Origin of the sequence: Pseudomonas panipatensis, assembly GCF_900099785.1 — a bacterium.
Lineage (GTDB): Bacteria > Pseudomonadota > Gammaproteobacteria > Pseudomonadales > Pseudomonadaceae > Pseudomonas > Pseudomonas panipatensis.
The window spans coordinates 278,244-298,875 of record NZ_FNDS01000006.1 but is presented as its reverse complement, the minus strand read 5'-3'; the positions used below and the strand labels follow the sequence as shown (position 1 = coordinate 298,875).

The 20,632-nt window shown below is 68.6% G+C and carries 18 protein-coding genes; 5 read left to right on the top strand and 13 right to left on the bottom strand.

The window, feature by feature from the left end:
- Positions 1-48: 48 nt before the first annotated feature.
- Positions 49-873: a sulfotransferase family protein gene (locus BLQ74_RS15990; protein WP_090263867.1), complete on the bottom strand. Its 825-nt coding sequence runs from the start codon at positions 871-873 to the stop codon at positions 49-51.
- A gap of 195 nt (positions 874-1,068) precedes the next feature.
- Here BLQ74_RS15990 and BLQ74_RS15985 point away from each other — a divergent pair, with 195 nt between their 5' ends.
- Positions 1,069-1,611 (top strand): phage tail protein, encoded by a 543-nt coding sequence (locus BLQ74_RS15985; protein ID WP_090263864.1) that lies wholly within the window; start codon positions 1,069-1,071, stop codon positions 1,609-1,611.
- A 51-nt stretch (positions 1,612-1,662) separates the two neighbouring features.
- A complete protein-coding gene (locus BLQ74_RS15980; protein WP_090263862.1) occupies positions 1,663-1,974 on the top strand; it encodes a DUF6916 family protein in 312 nt (103 codons plus the stop codon).
- Here BLQ74_RS15980 and BLQ74_RS15975 read toward each other — a convergent pair.
- The 5 genes from BLQ74_RS15975 to BLQ74_RS15955 form a co-directional block, all read right to left on the bottom strand.
- Positions 1,967-2,476 (bottom strand): GNAT family N-acetyltransferase, encoded by a 510-nt coding sequence (locus BLQ74_RS15975; protein ID WP_090263860.1) that lies wholly within the window; start codon positions 2,474-2,476, stop codon positions 1,967-1,969. The two genes, BLQ74_RS15980 and BLQ74_RS15975, sit on opposite strands and share 8 nt — an antisense overlap.
- A gap of 29 nt (positions 2,477-2,505) precedes the next feature.
- Positions 2,506-4,605 (bottom strand): biotin/lipoyl-binding protein, encoded by a 2,100-nt coding sequence (locus BLQ74_RS15970; RefSeq protein ID WP_090263858.1) that lies wholly within the window; start codon positions 4,603-4,605, stop codon positions 2,506-2,508.
- Positions 4,606-4,607: 2 nt separating this feature from the next.
- Entirely contained in the window at positions 4,608-5,924 is a 1,317-nt protein-coding gene (locus BLQ74_RS15965) for an efflux RND transporter periplasmic adaptor subunit (protein WP_090263856.1), read from the bottom strand.
- Positions 5,921-6,661 (bottom strand): efflux RND transporter periplasmic adaptor subunit, encoded by a 741-nt coding sequence (locus BLQ74_RS15960; RefSeq protein ID WP_425287501.1) that lies wholly within the window; start codon positions 6,659-6,661, stop codon positions 5,921-5,923. Before BLQ74_RS15960 ends, BLQ74_RS15965 begins: the two co-directional genes overlap by 4 nt.
- A gap of 149 nt (positions 6,662-6,810) precedes the next feature.
- Positions 6,811-7,692, bottom strand: a complete 882-nt coding sequence (locus BLQ74_RS15955) for a LysR family transcriptional regulator (RefSeq protein ID WP_090263852.1) — start codon at positions 7,690-7,692, stop codon at positions 6,811-6,813.
- A 104-nt stretch (positions 7,693-7,796) separates the two neighbouring features.
- On the opposite strand from BLQ74_RS15955, the gene BLQ74_RS15950 reads away from it, so the two are divergent.
- Positions 7,797-8,510 (top strand): CTP synthase C-terminal region-related (seleno)protein, encoded by a 714-nt coding sequence (locus BLQ74_RS15950; RefSeq protein WP_139199078.1) that lies wholly within the window; start codon positions 7,797-7,799, stop codon positions 8,508-8,510.
- Entirely contained in the window at positions 8,507-8,836 is a 330-nt protein-coding gene (locus BLQ74_RS27090) for an antibiotic biosynthesis monooxygenase family protein (protein WP_139199077.1), read from the top strand. Before BLQ74_RS15950 ends, BLQ74_RS27090 begins: the two co-directional genes overlap by 4 nt.
- Before the next feature lie 19 nt (positions 8,837-8,855).
- On the opposite strand, the gene BLQ74_RS15945 is transcribed toward BLQ74_RS27090, so the two are convergent.
- Positions 8,856-9,170, bottom strand: a complete 315-nt coding sequence (locus BLQ74_RS15945) for an AzlD domain-containing protein (protein WP_090263850.1) — start codon at positions 9,168-9,170, stop codon at positions 8,856-8,858.
- A complete protein-coding gene (locus BLQ74_RS15940; protein WP_090263848.1) occupies positions 9,167-9,862 on the bottom strand; it encodes an AzlC family ABC transporter permease in 696 nt (231 codons plus the stop codon). Before BLQ74_RS15940 ends, BLQ74_RS15945 begins: the two co-directional genes overlap by 4 nt.
- 200 nt (positions 9,863-10,062) lie before the next feature.
- Between BLQ74_RS15940 and BLQ74_RS15935 the strand changes: the two genes are divergently transcribed.
- Positions 10,063-10,617 (top strand): C40 family peptidase, encoded by a 555-nt coding sequence (locus BLQ74_RS15935; RefSeq protein WP_244507208.1) that lies wholly within the window; start codon positions 10,063-10,065, stop codon positions 10,615-10,617.
- Between the two features lie 19 nt (positions 10,618-10,636).
- Here the strand turns inward: BLQ74_RS15935 and BLQ74_RS15930 are convergent, their stop codons facing one another.
- From BLQ74_RS15930 to tpx, 5 genes are all read right to left on the bottom strand, one after another.
- Complete coding sequence (locus tag BLQ74_RS15930; protein WP_090263846.1) at positions 10,637-12,121, bottom strand: efflux transporter outer membrane subunit; 1,485 nt, start codon at positions 12,119-12,121, stop codon at positions 10,637-10,639.
- Positions 12,118-15,228, bottom strand: coding sequence for a multidrug efflux RND transporter permease subunit (locus tag BLQ74_RS15925; RefSeq protein WP_090263844.1), 3,111 nt, complete (start codon positions 15,226-15,228; stop codon positions 12,118-12,120). The genes BLQ74_RS15930 and BLQ74_RS15925 overlap by 4 nt, the downstream gene beginning before the upstream one ends.
- Positions 15,228-18,359 carry an MdtB/MuxB family multidrug efflux RND transporter permease subunit gene (locus tag BLQ74_RS15920; protein WP_090263842.1) on the bottom strand — a complete coding sequence of 1,044 codons (3,132 nt, stop codon included), beginning with the start codon at positions 18,357-18,359 and terminating at the stop codon, positions 15,228-15,230. Before BLQ74_RS15920 ends, BLQ74_RS15925 begins: the two co-directional genes overlap by 1 nt.
- Positions 18,356-19,660, bottom strand: a complete 1,305-nt coding sequence (locus tag BLQ74_RS15915) for an MdtA/MuxA family multidrug efflux RND transporter periplasmic adaptor subunit (RefSeq protein WP_090263839.1) — start codon at positions 19,658-19,660, stop codon at positions 18,356-18,358. Before BLQ74_RS15915 ends, BLQ74_RS15920 begins: the two co-directional genes overlap by 4 nt.
- A 337-nt stretch (positions 19,661-19,997) precedes the next feature.
- Positions 19,998-20,498: a thiol peroxidase gene (gene tpx, locus BLQ74_RS15910; protein WP_090263837.1), complete on the bottom strand. Its 501-nt coding sequence runs from the start codon at positions 20,496-20,498 to the stop codon at positions 19,998-20,000.
- Positions 20,499-20,632: the final 134 nt, after the last annotated feature.

The following is a 20,632-nucleotide window of genomic DNA, read 5'->3' as shown; positions in this document are numbered from 1 at the left end:
TCGTGGGGCTAGGCCGGATCGTCACCGACCATCCAACTTGTCGTTGTGTCAGTGTTGTTTGTTGCGAATCACGTTGGCCGCGCTGCCGCTGCCGTCTTCCCAGAACGACAAGCGGCTGTACTGCTCGAACAGGTCCGGCGGCAACAGGGTGCGCCGTTCCTGGCGCGCCACCTGCGGGCGCACCTTGTGCAGTCCGGCGACGCCCAGGGCGTCGTCGAAGTCCGGCGCGTCGTAGGCGACATTCTGGAAATCGTGCTCGAACCAGGGCTCGTCGATGAACTGGTAGACCAGGCGCATGACCTGCTCCGGGTTCTGCACCAGCAGGTCGTAGTCGATGAGCAGCAGGGAGTCGGCCTGTTCGCCGTAATAGGCTTCCTTGAGCGCGCTCCAGGAGAAGCCCACCAGGCGGTTGCGCTGTGCCAGGGTTTCCACGCGGCTGTAGACGGTATTGCGTTCGCTGGCGTCGCCGAACAGCTTGGTGTTCTCGAAGGGGTTGGCGCGGAACACCCGCTCCAGGCTGTCCATCACCCAGGCAACGTTGCGCACGCAGGCGATCACCTTGCCGTCGGGAAACAGCTCGCGCAGGGCCGGAAGGTCGGCGCACCAGAGGCGGTTGGTGTCGAACACCACCGGTTTGTCGGTCTGGTCGGCGTAGTAGGCGTCGAACACCCCGCGCAACAGGCGGCGGCGTTGCTCACGGCTGATCAGCGGGGCGAACTCGCTGCCGGCGCTGCACTGCTCGCGGATGCTGCTGAAGAGTCCGCCGACGGGACTGCTCATGCCGGCGTGGAAGCGCGGGTTCTGCAGGAGGATCGCCGCCAGCATCGTACTGCCGGAACGCGGCAATCCTGAAATGAAGTGGAACTTCGGCATCCTTGCACCCACATCCGTTCGCTTAATCCAAGCCGACTACGCTAGCTCATGTCAGAAATTTCGCACAGCATTTTCTGAGAGGTAGTTCAAAAAAATTAAGGATATCTCCGCATCCGTCCCCGCGCCCGCTAGAGTTCCCCGTCGCCGGGTGGCACCTCCGGTCCCCTATTTCGCACAACACGCAAAGGACATCACATGGAAGCGTTCATGGGCACCATCCAGATTTTCGGCTTCAACTTCCCCCCCAGGGGCTGGGCCACCTGCTCCGGGCAGTTGCTGTCGATCGCACAGAACAGCGCCTTGTTCGCCCTGCTCGGCACCCAGTACGGCGGCAATGGCCAGACCACCTATGGCCTGCCCAACCTGCAAGGCCGCCTGCCCATCGGCCAGGGCCAGGGCCAGAGCACCTACGTCATCGGCCAGGTCGGCGGGGTCGAGAACGCCACCCTGCTGAACAACAACATGCCGATGCACAGCCACGCGGTGAACATCGGCCTGGCCAATACCGCGACCAACCCGGTCAACGCGCCGACCGCCAGCAATAGCTTCATCGGCGCCTCCGGCGTCGGCCAGGGCTCGGCCAGCATCTACTCCAGCGCCGCAGGCAGCGCGCCGGTGCCGCTGCAAGGCGTCTCGGTGGGCGAAGCCGGCGGCGGCCAGCCGTTCTCGGTGATGAACCCCTACCTGGCGCTGAACTTCTGCATCTGCCTGGAAGGCATCTTCCCCTCGCGCAACTGATCCACCCGGGCGCCCTGCCATCGCCGGGCGCCATCCCTGGAGAGCCACTCCATGCTGCACCTGCTGCAAAGCGAAGATTTCCGCGCCGCGTTCGAACAACCCCTGCGCCTGGCGCTGCCCGACGGCAGCGAGCTGGCGGTGCTCGTCGATGGCGTCAGCGAGGCACCGCAATCGCGCATGCCGGACAGCCCGCGCATGCCCTTCAGCGTGACCCTGCACAGTTTGCAACCGACCGCCTTCGTCGACGGCCTGTGCCAGTTGCACCTGCCCGGCGTCGGCGCCCTCCGCGACCTCTACGTGTCGCGCAACCCGCCCCTCGGGCGCGACCCGCAACTCGGCTACTTCAGCATCGTGTTCAACTGAGCACCCGGCGCAGCGCCGGCGGATACCAGACCAGGCGCTCGGCGGCGACATCGTACGACTCGACCTCGAAGCCCAGCGCCAGGTAGTGCCGCCGCGCGCCCGGATTGCTCGCCCAGACCACCGTCGCCAGCGGGCAACGCGCCTGTTCGGCGGCCTGTTGCAGGCCGCGCAGGATGGTGCTGCCGTAGCCCAGGCCGCGCGCCTCGGGAATGAACGCCAGGTAGAGGATGCGGATCTCCACCGCACCGACATCGGTGACCAGCGCGCCGATGCGCGTGTCGATGCGCTCGATCACGTGGCGCATGGCATTCGGGAAATGCCGGCCGATGCCCTCGTTCTGCACCTGGTACTGCTGCTGCACCAGCGCCTCGACGAAATCGCCGTCGCCATCGACCAGTTGCAGCTCCGGCCGGGCGTCGCGGTACAGCGCCTCGAGGAAGGCTTCGTCGCCCGCCCGCGCCGGGCGCATGCCGAGGCCACTGGGGTGTGCTGCATGGGTCATGCTCGTGCTCTCCTGTCCGGGCCGTGGCCCTAGAATCCGCTTTCCCTGACGCCCAGCGCGGCCAGCCGGCGCAGGAAGCCACCCAGAATCGACTCGCTGCGCCCGCGCAGGGTGACCAGCCCGCGCAAGGTCTGCGCCGGCGGCGCCGCATCGCTCAGCACCTGCAGCCGCGCGCCGTACTGGGCGTGCTCGGGCACCGCGCGCTGCTCGGCATCGCGGCGCACCGCGATCGGCCCGCCGAGATCGGAGGCCAGCAGCGGCAGCGCCAGGCTGGCGCTGCTGGCGGTATCCAGTTCGTCCAAGCGTACCGAGAGTGACGGCAGGCCCGGCTGCTCGGCGACGAAGCGCCCCTCGTCGCCCGCCGCCAGGCGCGCCAGCGCCTGCTGTTCGACGTAGCCGCGCAACTTCGGCCGCTGCTCGCCCACCACGCGCAGCAGCACCTGCTCCGGGGCCAGCCAGCGGCCCTCGCGCAGCTCGCTGTCGAGGTCACGCACCACGCCGGCCTGGGCGGCGCGCAAGGACAGGCGCTCGCGCTCCGCGGCCAGCCCCCGGTAATCGGCCAGCGACTGCGCCAGGCGGCTTTCCAGCACGCCGGCATCGGCCACCGTCTGCGGATTGGCGGTGGTCCGCGCGATCTGCAATTGCAGGGAACGGATTTCGTGGCCGGCGATGCGCAGATGGGCATCGACGTCCGGCGATTCCAGCTCCAGCAGGGTCTGCCCGGCGCTCACCGCCTGGCCCTCGCTGACCAGCACGCGCTTGATCCGCGCGCCAACCGGGGTATGCAACTCGCTGACCAGCGAGGCTTCGAGCACCGCCGGCACCTCCACCGAGGTGCGCCAGGGCAGCAGCAAGGCCAGCGCCGCGGCGCCGGCGGCGAACAGCGTCGGCAGTGCGCGGCGCCGGTCGGCCTGGGCGCGGCGCTGCCACCAGAGGCGGCCTTCGCGCCACACCGGCAGGATCAGGAACCAGCCCAGTTCGACCGCCATCAGGAAGATGCCCAGCACCTTGAAGAACAGGTGGTAGACCGCCAGGGCGATGCCAAAGAACAGCACCGCGCGCCAGATCCACGAGGCATAGCCCCAGCACAGCAGGCGCCGGCGCAGTGCCGGCGGCCAGGGCTCCGGCTGCGCATCGCCATAGCCGAACAGCGATTCGCGCAGGCGCCAGCGGCACAGGGCGAAGGCGCGCGCCTGCAGGTTGTCCACGGCCAGCAGGTCGCTGAGCAGAAAGTAGCCGTCGAAGCGCATGAAGGGATTCAGGTTGATCGCCAGGGTGGTCAGCCAGGTGGCGCTGGAGAGCAGGAAGGTGGCGGTACGCAGCGGCCCGTCGTCGAGCAGCGACCAGGCCAGCAGCGCGACGCAGGCCAGGAGCATTTCCGCCAGCACCCCGCCGGCGCCGATCAGCAGGCGGCTGCGCCGGTCGCTGACGCGCCAGGCATCGGAGACGTCGGTGTAGAACATCGGCAACAGCACGACGAAGGCCAGGCCCATGCTGTGCACCCGGCAGCCGGCACGCTTGGCCATGAAGGCATGGCCAAGCTCATGGCAGAACTTGGCGAACCACAGGGCGACACCGAAGGCCACGGCGCCGGACCAACTGAACAGGTAGGAGAAACTGCCGATGTAGCGGTCCCAGTCGCGCGCCACCAGGAACACCCCCAGCGCCAGCAGCAGCGGCAGGCCATAACGCAGCAGCGCGCCGCCGTGCCGCGCCAGCCAGGGCCAGGCGCGGTTGAGGAAAGGGTCCGGGCGCCACAGCGGAATGCGGAAGAACAGGTACTGGTGCAGCAGCGTCTGCCACAACCCATGGCGCCGCGCGGCGGCCTTGGACGCATAGCTGTCGCGCTGCTGCGCATCGCCCGGGGCGATCAGGTCGTGGTCGCGCAGGAAGCGCAGCACCTGCTCCAGCTCGGCGCCGCCCAGCGCCCGTCCACCGGCCTGGTTGGCCGCCGCCAGTACCGCCTGCGCCGCGCCCCGGCGCCACTGGCGCAACAGGCGCACGGCGGCCTCGCCGAGCTTGAAGTAGCGCCCGCGCAGGGGGTCGTTGAGCACCCATTGCGGTGCGCCATCGAAGGCTGGCGCGGTCTCCGACAGTTGCAGGTCGTCACGCAGCGGCGGCAGTTGCATGCTCACAATCCCAGGGTCTGGCGCAGCGCGGTCAGCGGCCGGCGCAGCAGGTAGTAGCCCAGCGGCGCGCGCGCGCCATAGAGCTTGGCGGTGCCGCGCAGGCCGATGCGCGGCGCGGCCTCGTCGAAGCCGGCCACCAGGCGGTAGGCCAGGCCGCCGGAGGGCACCGCCTCGGCTTCGTAGCCGATGCGCTGCAGGTGCGCCGGCAGCGAGGTCAGCGGCTGGTTGTCGAGGAACAGCGCGACCTCGGCGCCGCTCTCCAGGTGCATGACATTGCCCGCCGGCAGTTCGATACGCAGTTCGGCGCTGCGCGGATCGGCGATTTCCATCAGGCGTTCGCCGGTGCGTACCGGCTTGCCGGTCCAACGCTCGGCGTCAGCGAACACCGCTACGCCGTCCTGCTCGGCATGCACTTCGCTGCGCGCCAGCAGGTCACGAGCGTAGTCGCGTTCGGCGCGTTTCTGCTCGACGCGGGCGGCCAGCAAGTCCAGGCGCGCGGCCGATTCGGCATCCTGGAAGGCGCGTTGGCTGTTGGCCTTGAGTTCGGCCTCGGCCACCGCCAGGGCGCGCTCGGCGACATCGGCCTGGGCCTTGAGGGTGGTGGCGTCGAAGCGCACCAGCAGGTCGCCGCGCTTGACCGTCTGGTTCGGCCGCACCACCACCTGGGCGATCACCCCGTCCAGCGGCGCGGCGATCACCAGTCCACCACTGGGCACCACCTCGGCCGGCGCCAGCACCGACTGGCGCAGCGGCAGCAGGAGCAGCAGCGCGGCCGCGCCGATGGCCAGGGCGATGCGTCGCCGCGGCCAGCGCAGGCGCAACGGCAGGCGCGGTTGCAGGGCGCTCCAGGCATGCCCGTAGGCGTCGCCGAGGGCGCCGAGCAAGGCCTGCTCGGCGGCGCCCCAAGGCTGCTCGCGGGCCAGCCAGAGGCCGCCGAAAAGTACGCCCTGGCGATCGCGCAGGGGCAGCCAGAAGGCCTGCGCCAGGCTCAGTTCGCGCTGGTCCACGCGGGTCTGCTCGCTGAGACGCTCGGCGTCCACCGCCGCGGGGGCGTCGAGCAGGCCCTGGCGCTGCAATTCGACACAGGCGCGTTCGATGAAGGCGACGAAGGGCGCGTTCGGCTCGACCACGCTGACCCCGGTCAGCGCGCGCACCTTGCCGGCGATGAGCAAGGCGGCATGGCGGAAAGCGAACAGCGCCTGGCCGTCGTTGACCATGGCGAATGCCAGGCGCTCGACGCTGTCGGCCTGGCGCGCCTGGCGTTCGAGGGCGATGAACTGGGCGAAGGCCCATTCACTGCCGTTGACCGGCGCGTTCATGGCGTCTCCGTGAATTGCGCGGTGCCGCTCATGCCCGCCACCAGGCCATCGCTGGCCGGCACGCTGGCGATCAGCAACAGGGTCTGGCTGGCTTCGTCGATGCGCGCGCCGAGACGCTTGACCTCGGCCTGCAGCGGCTGGCCGGTCTCGTCCAGGGTGAAACTGAAATGCTGCCCCGGCTTCAGCCGCGACACCCAGCGCGAGGGCACCAGCAGGCGGATTTCCAGGCTGCGGTTATCGACGATCTCCAGCAGCGCCGCGCCGCTGGCGACGCTTTCGAAGGGCTGAGCCTTGCGCTGCACCACCTGGCCATCGAAGGGTGCCTGCAAACTGCAGCGGCGCACTTGCACCTGATAGACCTGGGCCTGGGCCTGGGCTTCGGCCTGCTTGGCCTCGGCCAGGGCCACCTCGAAGCGGCCGACGGAATTCAGCGAGGCCAGCTGCCGGTTGTGCGCCAGTTCCTCGGAGGCGGCGCGTACCGCCGCCTGGGCGGCATTCAACTGGGCCTGGTAGGCGGAACAATCGAAACGCACCAGCACGTCGCCCTTGTGGAAGGCCTGGCCCTCGCTGAATGGCATTTCGAGGATGCGTCCGGGCAGTTCGCTGGACAGCATGGCCTGGTCGCGCGCATGCAGTACCCCACGCGCCTCGCCCTTGGCAGCCGCCCCGGCGGCCGTCGGCGCTGCCGCTGGCAGCAGCGGATCGGCCAGCGGCTCGCTTGCCTGCAGCGAGCCCATCGCGGCCAGTGCAGCGGCCACCCCTACCCACAAAACCTTGCGCATCCCTTCGCCCTCCTCGGCTGATGCGCGGAGTCTAAGGGAGTACCGTGCCGTAGGAAATGGACTTCAGCAGTCAATCACGACGCTTTTCGCATTCCGCGCCGCCCTCAGGACGCGGCGCGCGGTAGCTGGATGTGCCGCGCCAGCTCCTCGAACAGCGTCACCACCGTGCGCAGCGCGCGGCAGTCGGGACGGGTCAGCAGCCACAGTCCGTTGCCGCAGCCCGGCAGATCGTGCTGCAGCACTTGCAGGCCATCGCCCTCGCGCACCAGGTAATCCGGCAGCGCCGCCAGGCCGAGGCCGGCGCGGCAGAGTTCCAGCACCGACAGCAGGCTGTTGCAGCGATAGGCCGGGGTCACCGCGGCGAACGCCTGGCGGCGCCAGGCCACGCTGGCATGGTCGGGCATGAAATCGTCCGGGCCGATCCAGCTCAGCTCCGCCCAATCCTTGCCGGCGTTGGCGCTCAAGTAATCGGCGCGGGCGCAGAGCGCGTAGCGCACCTCACCCAGGTAGCGGCCGACCAGGTGCTCCGGCGGCGCCGTGGTCAGGCGCAGGGCGACGTCGGCGTCGCGCCGGCTGAGGTTGGCGAAGGCGTTGGAGGTGCCCAGCTCCAGGTGCAGCCCCGGGTAGCCGCCCATGAAGCGCCCCAGCGCCGGCAACAACAACCCCTGCAGCACGGTGTCGGTGCAGGTCAGGCGGACGGTGCCGCTGAGCACCTCGCGGCCCTGCTCCAGGCCGACCCGCGCCGCCTCCAGGGCCTGCTCCGCCTGTTCGGCCTGACGCGCCAACTGCTGCGCGGTGGCGGTCGGCAGGTAGCCGGAACGGCCTTTCTCGAACAGCGCCATGCCCAGCGCCTTCTCCAGGCGGCGCACCGCGCGGAACACCGTGGACACGTCCACCAGCAGCAATTCGGCGGCCCGCGCGAGGGTGCCGCCACGCACCAGGGCGAGAATCAGGGATAGATCGGCGTACTCCAATCGATATTGCACGGACGCACTCTTCTATTGCGCAATCGCCCATTTCGATTGCATCGGCGCAACTATAGAGTGCCGCCCATGGCCCGCCAATGGGCAACAGCACGGGGAGCGAAAACATGAAGGCACGTTTGCGCATCGGACTCATCGGCGACCGCGACAGCCGCGTCATCGCCCATTGGGCCATCCCCCTGGCGCTGCAGCAGAGCCTGCTGCCGCATACCGGCAGCCTGCGCCTGGAATGGCTGGACACCCAGCGCCTGGCCGACGGCCTGCGCCTGGACGGTTACGCCGGCTTCTGGGGCATCCCCGGCAGCCCCTACCGCAGCACCGAGGGCGCGCTGCGCGCCATCGCCCACGCGCGCAACGAAGGCATTCCCTACCTGGGCACCTGCGCCGGCTTCCAGCACGCGCTGCTGGAACGCGCGCGCAACGTCCTCGGCTGGCACGACGCGGCCCACGCAGAAAGCCACCCGCAGGCCAGCCGCGCGGTGATCCACGCCCTGCCCTGTTCGCTGGTCGAAGTGCGCGAGGACATCCACCTGCAGCCCGGCTCGCGCCTGGCCGGCGCCTACGGCACGCAGCGCATCCGCGAAGGCTACCGCTGCAACTACGGGCTGAACCCGGCGTACCAGGCCGAGCTGTTCGGCGCCGATCTCAAGGCCACCGCCCATGCCGCCGACGGCAGCATCCGCGGCCTGGAGGCGAGCGGCCACCCATTTTTCGTCGCCACCCTGTTCCAGCCCGAACGCAAGGCCCTGGCCGGGGTGTCGGTTCCTCTGGCGGAAGCCTTCCTGCGCGCCGCCCTGCAACACCGGAGCAACGCCGCATGATGGTCCCCCGACTGCGCCCACCGTATTACGCGGTGATCTTCACCTCGCTGCGCCGCGAAACGGATGCCGGCTACGCGGAAACCGCCGCGCGCATGCTCGCACTGGCCGAGCGAGAGCCGGGCTTCCTCGGCGCCGAATCGAGCCGCAGCGCCGATGGCCTGGGCATCACCGTGTCCTATTGGCGCGACGAAGCGAGCATCGGCCGCTGGCGCGAACAGAGCGAACACCGCCTGGCCCGCGACAACGGCCGCAGCCAGTGGTACCGCCAGTTCCATGTGCGCGTCGCGCGGGTCGAACGGGACTACGGTTTCAGCGCCGACGACTGAAGCGCCCGGCGCTGGCGCCCTACAGCCACCAGCGCAAGAGGAAGAACGCGCCCATGCTCAGCACCAGGCTGAGCAGGGTGTTGCGCGTCCACAGCACCAGCCCCACCGCCACCACCGAGGCCAGCAGATAGGGATTGTCCAGGCGCAGGTCGAGCTGGCGCTCGGGCAGGAACACGATCGGCCCGCAGATGGCGGTGAGCATCCCCGGCACGGCGAAGCCGAGGAACTGGCGGAGGTTGCTGCCCAGGCGGATCGGCAGGCGCGGTTCGAGGAACACGTAGCGGTTGAAGAAAAGGATCAGGCCCATGCCGACGATCACTGCCCAGACGATCATGCGCGCCCCCGGTAGAGCTTGTTGCAGAGGAAGCCGGCGGTCATCCCCGCCAGGCCGGAAATCACCAGCGCCGAACCCCACTGCCAATAGCTCAGCAGCACCGAACTGAAGAGCGCGGTGGCCACGCAGACCAGGGTCGGCAGGTCGCGCACCAGCGGGGTGATCAGGGCGATGAAGGTGGCGGCGATGGAGAAATCCAGGCCCAGCTTGTCGAGTCCCGGAATGCTGCTGCCGAGCAGCACGCCGGCGAGGGTGAAGAGGTTCCAGGCGACATAGAAGGTCAACCCCACGCCGAGGGCGTACCAGCGGTCGAACTGCTCGCGCTGCGGGCTGGTGAGGGCGAAGAACTCGTCGGTGAGGAGGAAGCCCAGGCCGACCCGCCAGCGCCCCGGCAGGCCGGAGATCAGCGGGCGCATGCTCATTCCGTAGAGCAGGTGCTGGGAGGTCAGCAGCAGCGTGGTGAGGAGGATCGAGAGAATCCCGGCGCCGCCCTTGAGCATGCCGATCGCCACCAGTTGCGCGGCACCGGCGAAAACGATGGCCGACAGGCCCTGGCCCTGCAGCGGAGAAAGACCGGCCTCGATGGCCATGGAGCCGGCCAGCAGCCCCCAGGGGGCGACGGCCAGGGACAGCGGCAGGATAGCAACGGCGCCCTTGAGGAAGGCGCGCCCGGCAAAGGCTTCTACGGACATGGCAGACCGATTATGAGTGGGATGGCCCAGGGTGCCAGAAACCCCGGCGCCAGGCTTGAACGATCTTGCGCACCTGGCGGACCGGGCGCGGCGGCACGCGCTGGGATTCTCCGTCAATTACTGAGGACTTTTCCGACAGACGCCCATCGGGCCGCTGCCTAGCATGAGCGGGTGTTCGATTCTCGCTACGGTACCCGCCAGTGCGCGTTGTTCTCTTGCCCCTGATCCTCCTGTCCTCCCTGTTCTCCCTGAATGCCAAGGCCGATGATTTCGGCGCGCCGAGTTGGCGCCGGTACGAGCAATCCGCGCCGCTGCATGGCGTGGTGGCGCACAGCATGCGCACGCCGGGCAAACTGGCGGCGCCGTCCCAGCCACGCCTGGCGCGCCTGCTGCAACGCGCGCGGCAACTGGTCGGCACGCCCTATCGCGCCGGCGGCGAATCGGCGCAGACCGGCTTCGACTGCAGCGGCCTGTTGGTCTACCTGTTCCGCCAGGAAGCCGGGCTGACCCTGCCGCGCACCACCCATTCGATGGTCCAGGAAGGCCGGATCAAGGTTCCGCGCAACGCCCTCAAGCCGGGCGACGCGGTGTTCTTCAGCGCCAACGGCAGCGACCGGACCAGCCATGTCGGCCTGTACCTGGGCGACGACCGCTTCATCCATGCGCCACGCAGCGGCAAGAACGTGCGCATCGACTCGCTGGCCGACGACTACTGGCAGCGCAACTTCACCACCGCGCGGCGTTTCGAACGCTGAGCCGCGCGCGGCGCCTGCGCTATGGCGCGGGCGCCGCGGCCTTGCCTGCGCTGGCGATCTGCGCGCTGTCCCAGCCGCCGCCCATGGCGGCGATCAGTTGCACGCTGGCGGTCAGGCGGTTGCCGTAGAGGGTCAGTACGTTGCGCTCGTTGGACAAGGCCGTGGCCTGGGTGGTGACCACGTTGTTGTAGTCGACGGTGCCGGCCTTGTACTGGTTGAAGGTCAGGCGCAGGGCTTCGCGCGCCGCCTCCAGGGCCTCCTTCTGCACCCCGCTCTCCTCTTCCTGGACGCGCAGCTGGACCATGTAGTCCTCCACCTCGCGGAAGCCGTCGAGCACGGTCTGCCGGTAGCTCGCCACGGTCTGGTCGTAACTGGCCTCGGCCTGCTCCACCTGGGAGGCGATCAGGCCGCCGTCGAACAGAGTCATGGCGAACTGCGGGCCGATCGACCAGTAGCGATTCGGCGTTTCGATCCAGTTGCGGAAGCTGCCGCTGCGGTAACCGCCGGTGGCGCTGAGGGTCAGGTCGGGGAACCAGGCGGCCTTGGCCACGCCGATCTGCGCGTTGGCGGCGATCACCTTGCGTTCGGCCGAGGCCACGTCCGGGCGCCGTTCCAGCAATTGCGACGGCACCAGCGCCGGAATCGCCGGCAGCGCCGGCACCTGGCCGTTGGCGGCCAGGCTGAACTGCGCCGGCGCCTCGCCGACCAGCACGGCGATGGCGTGCTCCAACTGCGCGCGCTGGTATTTCAGGTCGATGGCCTGGGCTTCGGTGCTTTTCAGTTGGGTGCGCGCCTGGGCCACGTCGGCCTTGGTGACGATGCCGGCGTTGTACTGGTTCTCGGTGAGCTTGAGCGCCCGCCGATAGGCCTCGACGGTGTCGTTGAGCAGCTTGATCTGCTGGTCCATGACCCGCAGTTGCAGGTAGTCCTGCGCCAGTTGCGACTGCAACGACAGACGCGAGGCGGCCAGGTCGGCGGCGCTGGCGTCCATGCTCGCGGTGTCGGATTCCAGTTGCCGGCGCAGCTTGCCCCACAGGTCCAGCTCCCAGCTCACGCCGAGGCTCGCCGTGTAGCTGTTGCTGATCCCGGCGGAGCTGCCGCTGCTCACCGTCGAGCCATCGGCCAGGCGCACCGAGCTGCTGCTGCCGCCTTGCCCGGAACGGGTCTTGTCGAGATTGCCGCTGACGGTCGGGAAGAACGCGGCGCGCGCGCCCTTGGTCAGGGCGGCGGCCTGGCGATAGGAGGCTTCGGACTGCGCCAGGGTCTGGTTGGCCTTGACCAGGCGCTGCTGCAAATCGTCCAGGAGCGGATCGCCGTAGAGCTTCCACCACTGGCCATGGCCAGCGAGGTCGGCCGGTTGCGCCAGGCGCCAGCCGTCACCTTCCTTGAAGCTGGCCGGGACCTTGAGCGCCGGGCGCTGGTAGTCGGGGCCGACGGCACAGCCGGCGAGGACGGCGCTCAGGGCCAGGGCCAGCAGGCCACGGGACAGGTTCGGGCGGTTCATAGCGGTGTCTCCAGGGCGCTGTCGCTGCGCACGCCGCGCTTCTGGTTGACCCAGTGGCGCAGGCGATCGAGGTAGAGGTAGACCACGGGGGTGGTGTAGAGGGTCAGCAACTGGCTGCCGATCAGCCCGCCGACGATGGTCATGCCCAGCGGCCGGCGCAGCGCGGCATCGCCGCCGATGCCGAAGATCAGCGGCAGCGCGCCGAGGATCGCCGCCAGGGTGGTCATCATGATCGGCCGGAAGCGCTTCATGCAGGCTTCGAGGATCGCCTCGCGCGGGCTCAGGCCGAGGTGGCGTTCGGCGTCGAGGGCGAAGTCGATCATCATGATCGCGTTCTTCTTGACGATGCCGATCAGCAGGATCACCCCGATCAGCGCGATCAGCGACAGCTCGGTGCGGAACAGCATCAGCGTGAGCAGCGCACCGACCCCGGCCGACGGCAGCGTGGAGAGGATCGTCAGCGGGTGCACGTAGCTCTCGTAGAGGATGCCGAGGACGATGTACACCGCCACCAGCGCCAGCAGGATCAGCCAGGGCATGTTGTTCTGGGTGTCCTGCACGGCGCCGGCGTTGCCCTCGAAGGTGGCCTGGATTTCCAGCGGCAGGTGCAGCGGTTCGAGGGCCGCCATCACCGCCTCGCGGGCCGGGCCGATGAGCGCGCCGGGCGCCAGGTTGAAGGAGAATGTGGTGGCGGCGAACTGGCCCTGGTGGTTGACCGTCAGCGGCGCGCGGCCCGGCTCGACGTGGCTGATCGCCGAGAGCGGCACGCGCTGGCCGCCGCTGCCGATCACATAGACCTGGCGCAGCTCTTCCGGGCTCTGCTGGTACGGCTGGTCCACCTCCATCACCACGTGGTACTGGTTCAGCGGGTTGAAGATGGTCGACACCTGGCGCTGGCCGTAGGCGTTGTTCAGCACCGCGTCCACCGCCGCCACGTCGACGCCGAGGCTGGCGGCGCGGTCGCGGTCGATCACCAGGCGGCTCTGCACGCCCTTGTCCTGGGCGTCGCTGTTGACGTCGACCAGCGCCGGAATCTTGTTCAACAGCGCCTCGACCTTGGGCGCCCAGTCGCGCAGCAGGCTGAGGTCGTCGCTGCGCAGGGTGAATTCGTACTGCGCGTTGCTCTGCCGGCCGCCGATGCGCACGTCCTGGCCGGCCACCAGGAACAGGCTGGCGCCGGGGATCTGATTGAGCTTCTTGCGCAGCCGCGCGGTGATCACCTCCGCCGAATCGCGCTGGGTGATCGGCTTGAGGGTGACGAAGAACGAGCCGGTATTGCTCGACTGCCATTTGCCGCCACCGACGAAGCCGACCACGTTCTCCACCGCCGGGTCCGCGGCGAGGATGTTGCGGAACTCGGCCATCTTGCGATCCAGGGCCTGGAAGGAAATGCTCTGGTCGGCCACCGCGAAGCCGCGCAGGCGCCCGGAATCCTGCTGCGGCAGGAAGCCCTTGGGCACCACGGCGAACAGGTAGAAGTTCAGCGCGATGCAGCCGAGCATGATCACCAGCATCAGCCGCGAATGCGCCAGCGCCCAGCTCAGGCTGGCGCGGTAGCGCAGCATGAAGGCGACGAAGAAGCGGTTGCTCTGCCGCGCCACCGAGGCCTTGTGCGGCCGCTCGATGCGCCGCAACAGGCGCGCGCAGAGCATCGGCGTGAGCGTCAGGGAGACCAGCAGGGAGACCAGGATGGCCGACGCCAGGGTCACCGAGAATTCGCGGAACAGGCGACCGGGAATGCCCCCCAGGAGCAGCAGCGGGATGAACACCGCGACCAGCGACAGGGTCATCGAGAGCACCGTGAAGCTCACCTCGCGGGCGCCACGGATCGCCGCCGTGAGCGGAGCGTCGCCCTCCTCGATGCGCCGCGCGATGTTCTCCACCACGACGATGGCGTCGTCGACCACGAAGCCGGTGGCGATGATCAGCGCCATCAGCGACAGGTTGTTCAGCGAGAAGCCGCACAGGTACATGACGGCGAAGGTGCCGACCAGCGACACCGGCACCGCCAGGCTGGGAATCAGCGTGGCGCGGCCGTTGCGCAGGAACAGGTAGACCACCAGGATCACCAGCAGCACCGAGATGATCAGGGTCAGCTCGGCCTCTTCCAGGGAGGCGCGGATCGACGGGCTGCGGTCGTCCATCACGCTGAGCTTGACCTGCGGGCCGAGCACGTCCTGGATCACCGGCAATTGCGCGTGAATGGCGTCGGTGGCTTCGATGATGTTGGCGCCGGGCTGGCGGGTGATGATCAGCAGCACCGCCGGCAGCTTGTCGGAGAAGCCGGCGTTGCGCACGTCTTCCACCGAGTCGCTGACCTTGGCGACATCCTTCAGGCGCACCGCCGAGCCGGTTTCGGCGTTGTAGTGGATGATCAGCGGCGCGTACTGGCTGGCCTTGTGCAACTGGTCGTTGGCATCCACCTGCCAGTGCCGATCGCCGAACTCCAGGGCGCCCTTGGGCCCGTCGGCGTTGCTGTTGGCAATGGCGCTGCGCAGATTGTCGAGGGAGATGCCGTACTGGCTGAGGCGGTCCGGATCGACATCCACGCGCACCGCCGGCAGCGAGCTGCCGCCGATGCTCACCTGGCCGACGCCCTTCACCTGCGACAGCTTGGGCGAGACGATGGTCGAGGCCAGGTCGTACATCTCGCCGCGGCTGTAGGTGTCCGAGGTGAGCGTGAGGATCATGATCGGCATGTCCGACGGGTTCGCCTTGCGATAGGTCGGATTGTTCGGCATGCCGCTGGGCAACAGGCTCATCGCCGCGTTGATCGCCGACTGCACCTCGCGGGCGGCGCCGTCGATGTCCTTGGACAGGTCGAACTGCAGCACGATGGTGGTGTTGCCCAGCGAGCTGCTGGAGGTCATGTCGGTGATCCCGGCGATGCGCCCCAGCGAGCGTTCCAGCGGCGTCGCCACGGTGGAGGCCATGGTCTCCGGGCTGGCGCCGGGCATCGCCGCCTGGACCATGATGGTCGGGAAATCCACGTTGGGCAGCGGCGCCACCGGCAACAGGCCGAAGGACAGCGCGCCGGCCAGCAACAGCGCCAGGGTCAGCAGCGAGGTCGCCACCGGGCGCAGGATGAAGGGCCTGGACAGGTTCATCAGCCGCGCTCCGTCCCGCCCTCGCCGGCCTCGTCGTCGAGGCCCAGCCCGTGGCGCCGGCGCCAGGCCAGCCAGCGCTGCGCCAGGCGGTCGAAGTAGAGGTAGATCACCGGGGTGGTGAACAGCGTCAGCAACTGGCTGAGCAGCAGGCCGCCGACCATGGTCACCCCGAGCGGCCGGCGCAGCTCGGCGCCGGCGCCGCCGGCGAGCATCAGCGGCAAGGCGCCGAGCAAGGCCGCCAGGGTGGTCATCAGAATCGGCCGGAAGCGCAGCAGGCAGGCCTGGTAGATCGCCTCATGGGCCGGCTTGCCTTCGTTGCGTTCGGCATCGAGGGCGAAGTCGATCATCATGATCGCGTTCTTCTTGACGATGCCGATCAGCAGGATGATGCCGATGATCGCGACGATGCCGATGTCCTGCCCGGAGAGCATCAGCGCCAGCAAGGCGCCGACCCCCGCCGACGGCAGCGTGGAGAGGATGGTCACCGGGTGGATGAAGCTCTCGTAGAGGATGCCCAGGACGATGTACATGGTGACGATCGAGGCCAGCACCAGCAGCAGGGTGTTCGACAGCGACGACTCGAAGGCCTGGGCGGCGCCACGGAAGCTGCCCTGCAGGCTCAGCGGCAGCTGCATCTGCCCTTCCACCTCGCGGATCGCCTGCACCGCCTCGCCGAGGGAAACGCCCTGGGCCAGGTTGAAGGAGAGGGTCGCCGCCGGGAACTGGGCGATGTGGTTGATCGCCAGCAGGGTGTGGCGCTCCTCCACCTTGGCCAGGCTCGACAGGCGCACCTGGGTGCCGTCGCTGGCCGGCACGTAGAGGTTCTCCAGCGACTGCGGGCCGATCTGGAAGTTCGGCGCCACCTCCAGCACCACCCGGTACTGGGTGGCCTGGGTGAAGATGGTCGAGATCAGCCGCTGGCCGAAGGCGCTGTAGAGCACGCTGTCGATGTTCGCCAGCGGCACGCCGAGACGCGAGGCGGTATCGCGGTCGATGTCGATGTAGGCCTGCAAGCCCTTGTCCTGCCAATCGCTGGCGACGTCGGCCAGTTGCGGCAACTGCTGCAGGCGCTCGACCAGCTTCGGCACCCACTCGGCGAGCACCTCGGGGTCGGCGTCCTGCAGGGTGTACTGGTACTGGGTGCGGGCGATGCGGTCCTCGATGGTCAGGTCCTGCACCGGCTGCAGGTACAGGCGGATGCCCGCCACCTTGTCCAGCTGCGGCTGCAGGCGGCGGATCACTTCGCTGGCGTTGAGATCGCGCTCGCCGTGCGGCTTGAGGTTGATCAGCAGGCGCCCGGTGTTGAGCGTGGCGTTGCTGCCGTCGACGCCGATGAAGGACGACAGGCTGGCCACCGCCGGGTCCTGCAGGACCACCTTGGCCAGTTGCTGCTGGCGCGCGGCCATGGCCTGGAAGGAAATCGACTGCGGCGCCTCGGCGATGCCCTGGATCACCCCGGTGTCCTGCACCGGGAAGAAGCCCTTGGGCATGAACAGGTAGAGGATCGCGGTCAGCGCCAGGGTCGCCAGCGCCACCAGCAGGGTCAGCGGCTGATGGCGCAGGACCACGCGCAAGGCGGCGGCGTAGCGCTCGATCATGCCTTCGATGAAGCGGCCGGCGGCGCGGGCGAAGCGGCCTTCCTGCTGCGGCTCGATATGCTTGAGCAGCTTGGCGCTGAGCATCGGCGTCAGGGTCAGGGAAACGAAGCCGGAAATCAGGATGGCCACCGCCAGGGTGATGGCGAACTCACGGAACAGGCGGCCGGCGACATCGCCCATGAACAGCAGCGGGATGAGCACGGCGATCAGCGAGAAGGTCAGCGAGATGATGGTGAAGCCGATCTGCTTCGAGCCCTTGAGCGCGGCCTGCAGCGGCGACTCGCCCTGTTCCAGGTAGCGGGCGATGTTTTCCACCATGACGATGGCGTCGTCGACCACGAAGCCGGTGGCGATGGTCAGCGCCATCAGCGTCAGGTTGTTGATCGAGAAGCCGGCCAGGTACATGACGCCGAAGGTACCGATCAGCGACAGCGGCACGGCGAAGCTGGGAATCAGGGTGGCGGAAAGATTGCGCAGGAACAGGAAAGTGACCATCACCACCAGGGCGACGGCGAGGAACAGCTCGAACTGCACGTCCTGCACCGAGGCACGGATGGTCGTGGTGCGGTCGGTGAGCAGGGTGACATCGAGATTGCCCGGCAGGGTCGCCTGCAACTGCGGCAGCATGGCCTTGACCCGGTCGACCACCTCGATGACGTTGGCCCCCGGCTGGCGCTGGATGTTCAGCACCACCGCCGGCGCATTGTTGGCCCAGGCCGCCAGGCGCACGTTCTCGGCGTCGTCCTCGACACTGGCGACGTCGCGCAGGCGCAACGGCGAGCCGTTCTTGTAGGCGACGATCAGGTCGCGGTAGGCATCGGCGGACTTGAGCTGGTCGTTGGCGTCGAGGGTCGAGGAGCGCGTCGGGCCATCGAAGCTGCCCTTGGGGCCGTTGAGGTTGTTGTTGCTCACCGTGGTCTGCAGGTCCGCCAGGCTCAGCCCGGCCGAGGCCAGGGCCGCCGGGTTGGCGCGGATGCGCACGGCGGGGCGCTGGCCGCCGCTGATGCTGACCAGGCCGACCCCGGAAATCTGCGAGATCTTCTGCGCCAGGCGGGTGTCCACCAGGTCCTGGATCTTCGGCAAGGGCATGTCCTGGGACATCACCGCGAGGGTCAGGATGGGCGCGTCGGCCGGGTTGACCTTGCTGTACACCGGCTGGTTCGGCAGGTCCTTGGGCAACAGGCTCTGCGCGGTATTGATCGCCGCCTGCACTTCCTGTTCGGCGACGTCCAGGTTGACCTGCAGGCTGAACTGCAGGGTGATCACCGAGGCGCCGCCGGAACTGGTCGAGGACATCTCGTTGAGACCGGGGATCTGCCCCAGCTGGTTCTCCAGCGGCGCGGTCACCGAGGAGGTCATGATGTCCGGGCTGGCGCCGGGATACAGGGTGACCACCTGGATGGTCGGGTAATCCACCTCCGGCAGCGCCGAGATCGGCAGGAAGCGATAGGCGATGATCCCCGACAGCAGGATCGCCACCATCAACAGGGTGGTGGCGACCGGCCGCAGGATGAACAGGCGCGACGGGTTCATTCGCGCTTACCGCTGTCCTGGGCCGCGGCGTCCGCGCCGAACGGCCGCGGCGCGGGCTGTTCGCCCTCCTGGCCGGCGGCGGCGCGGGCCTGCGCCTCGGAGCCGACGATATGCATGCGCATGCCGTCGCGCAGGCGGTCGGTGCCCTCCACCACCACCCGCTCGCCTTCCTTCAGGCCATCGCTGACCACCACCCGCTCGCTCTCGCTGGTGCCCAGGGTGACCAACTGGCGCTTGGCCTTGTCGCCGGCATCGACCTTGTACACGTAGGTGCCGTCGTTGCCGCGCTGCACGGCGTTGGCCGGAATGGTCAGCACGCCGGGCAGGGTCTCGGCGAGCAGGCTCACGTTGACGAACTGGTTGGGGAACAGCTGGCGGTCGGCGTTATCGAAGACCGCCTTGAGCTTGACCGTGCCGGTGGTGGTGTCGATCTGGTTGTCCAGGGTCTTCAGCACGCCGCTGGCCAGGGCCAGGTTCTGGTTGCGGTCGAGGGCCTGCACCGGCACCGGCTGGCTGCCGCCGAGCTGGCGGGCGACGGTGCCGAGCTGCTGCTGCGGCAGGCTGAACACCACGGCGATCGGCCTGACCTGGGTGATCACCACCAGCGGCGTGGTGTCGCTGGAGGTCACCAGGTTGCCGACGTCCACCTGGCGCAGGCCGACGCGACCGGAAATGGGCGCGCGGACCTGGGTGAATTCGAGGTTGAGCCGGGCGTCATCGACCTGGCCCTGGTTGGTGCGCAGGGTGCCCTCGTACTGGCGCACCAGGGCTTCCTGGGTATCCAGGGTCTGCTTGGCGATGGAGTCCTCGGCGAACAGGCCGCGATAGCGCGCCAGGTCGATCTGCGCGTTCTTCAGTTGCGCCTGGTTCTGCTGCAGGGTGCCCAGCGCCTGGTCCAGCGCGGCCTGGTAGGGACGCGGATCGATCACCGCCAGCACGTCGCCGGCCTTGACCTCCTGGCCCTCCTGGAACAGCACCTTGAGCAACTGGCCGCCGACCCGCGGTCGCACGTTCACCGTGTTATAGGCGGTGACCGTGCCCAGCGCGTGGTAGTGCACCGGCAGGTCGCCCTTGAGCACCGGCGCCACGCTGACGGTCACCGTGCCGCCCTGCCCGCCCGCTCCGGCGGCCATCGCCGGCCCCCGCGGACCGGGACCGCCACCGGCCTGCGGCGCCGGTGTGGACGAGGTGGTCTTGTGCAGCCACATGATCAGCAACACCACCCCGGCGAAGGCCATGGCGGTGATCAACCAGGGGCGCAGGGCGCGGAGTGTCGAGGGCTTTGCGTTGCTTGTGGGCATAGTGGTCATCAACTGGCCAAAGAGTTCAGAGCATAAACGAGGCACGGCAGAAAGCGCCGCATGGGCGGACGCCGCACCCCACCGACGGCGGTGCAAGCAGCGAACGATAAGCGCCAGCACCTCGCCGGCATAGCCTCTTTACCCGCTATTTACCTTTGTTTTACCGAGAGTTACGCACGGCCGGAGAGGTGTTGCGGGGCAGGCAGCGATACGCTGTGCGGCGGCCGACAGTCAGGCCTTTTTGCCGCCCATCAGGGGAAAATGCTGTGCGTGGAAACACAGATGCCGCCGACCCATGACAGGCAGGCGGCATCCGTGCTGGAGCCTGCGGCAGCGATCAGGCCAGGGCGGCGACCGCGGCGGCGTAGTCCGGCTCCTGGGCGATCTCGCTGACCAGCTCGCTGTGCAGCACCCGGTCGTTCTCGTCGAGCACCACCACCGCGCGCGCGGCCAGGCCGGCCAGCGGGCCGCTGGCGATGGCCACGCCGTAGGCGGCGAGGAACTCACGACCACGCATAGTCGACAGGTTCACCACGTTGTCCAGGCCTTCGGCGCCGCAGAAGCGCTTCTGCGCGAACGGCAGGTCGGCGGACACGCAGAGCACCACGGTGTTGGCCAGCTTGCTCGCCTCGACGTTGAACTTGCGCACCGAGGTGGCGCAGGTCGGGGTGTCGACGCTGGGGAAGATGTTCAGCACCTTGCGCTTGCCGGCGAAGTTCTCCAGGGTCACGTTGGCCAGATCGCCGCCGACCAGCGAGAACGCCGGGGCCTTCTCGCCTTTCTGCGGCAGCGTGCCATCGATCGTGATTGGGTTGCCCTTGAGGGTGACTTGAGCCATTGCGGTATTCCTTCTATCGAGGGGGAAGCCCCCGCGGCAGGCTGCCGCCGGGGCCTGGGGAATCGGGGCCGAGGCAAATCCTAGCACGATCTTTTCCGACTGCATCGCTCGGAATTGAACGCCCCGGCGGCGCA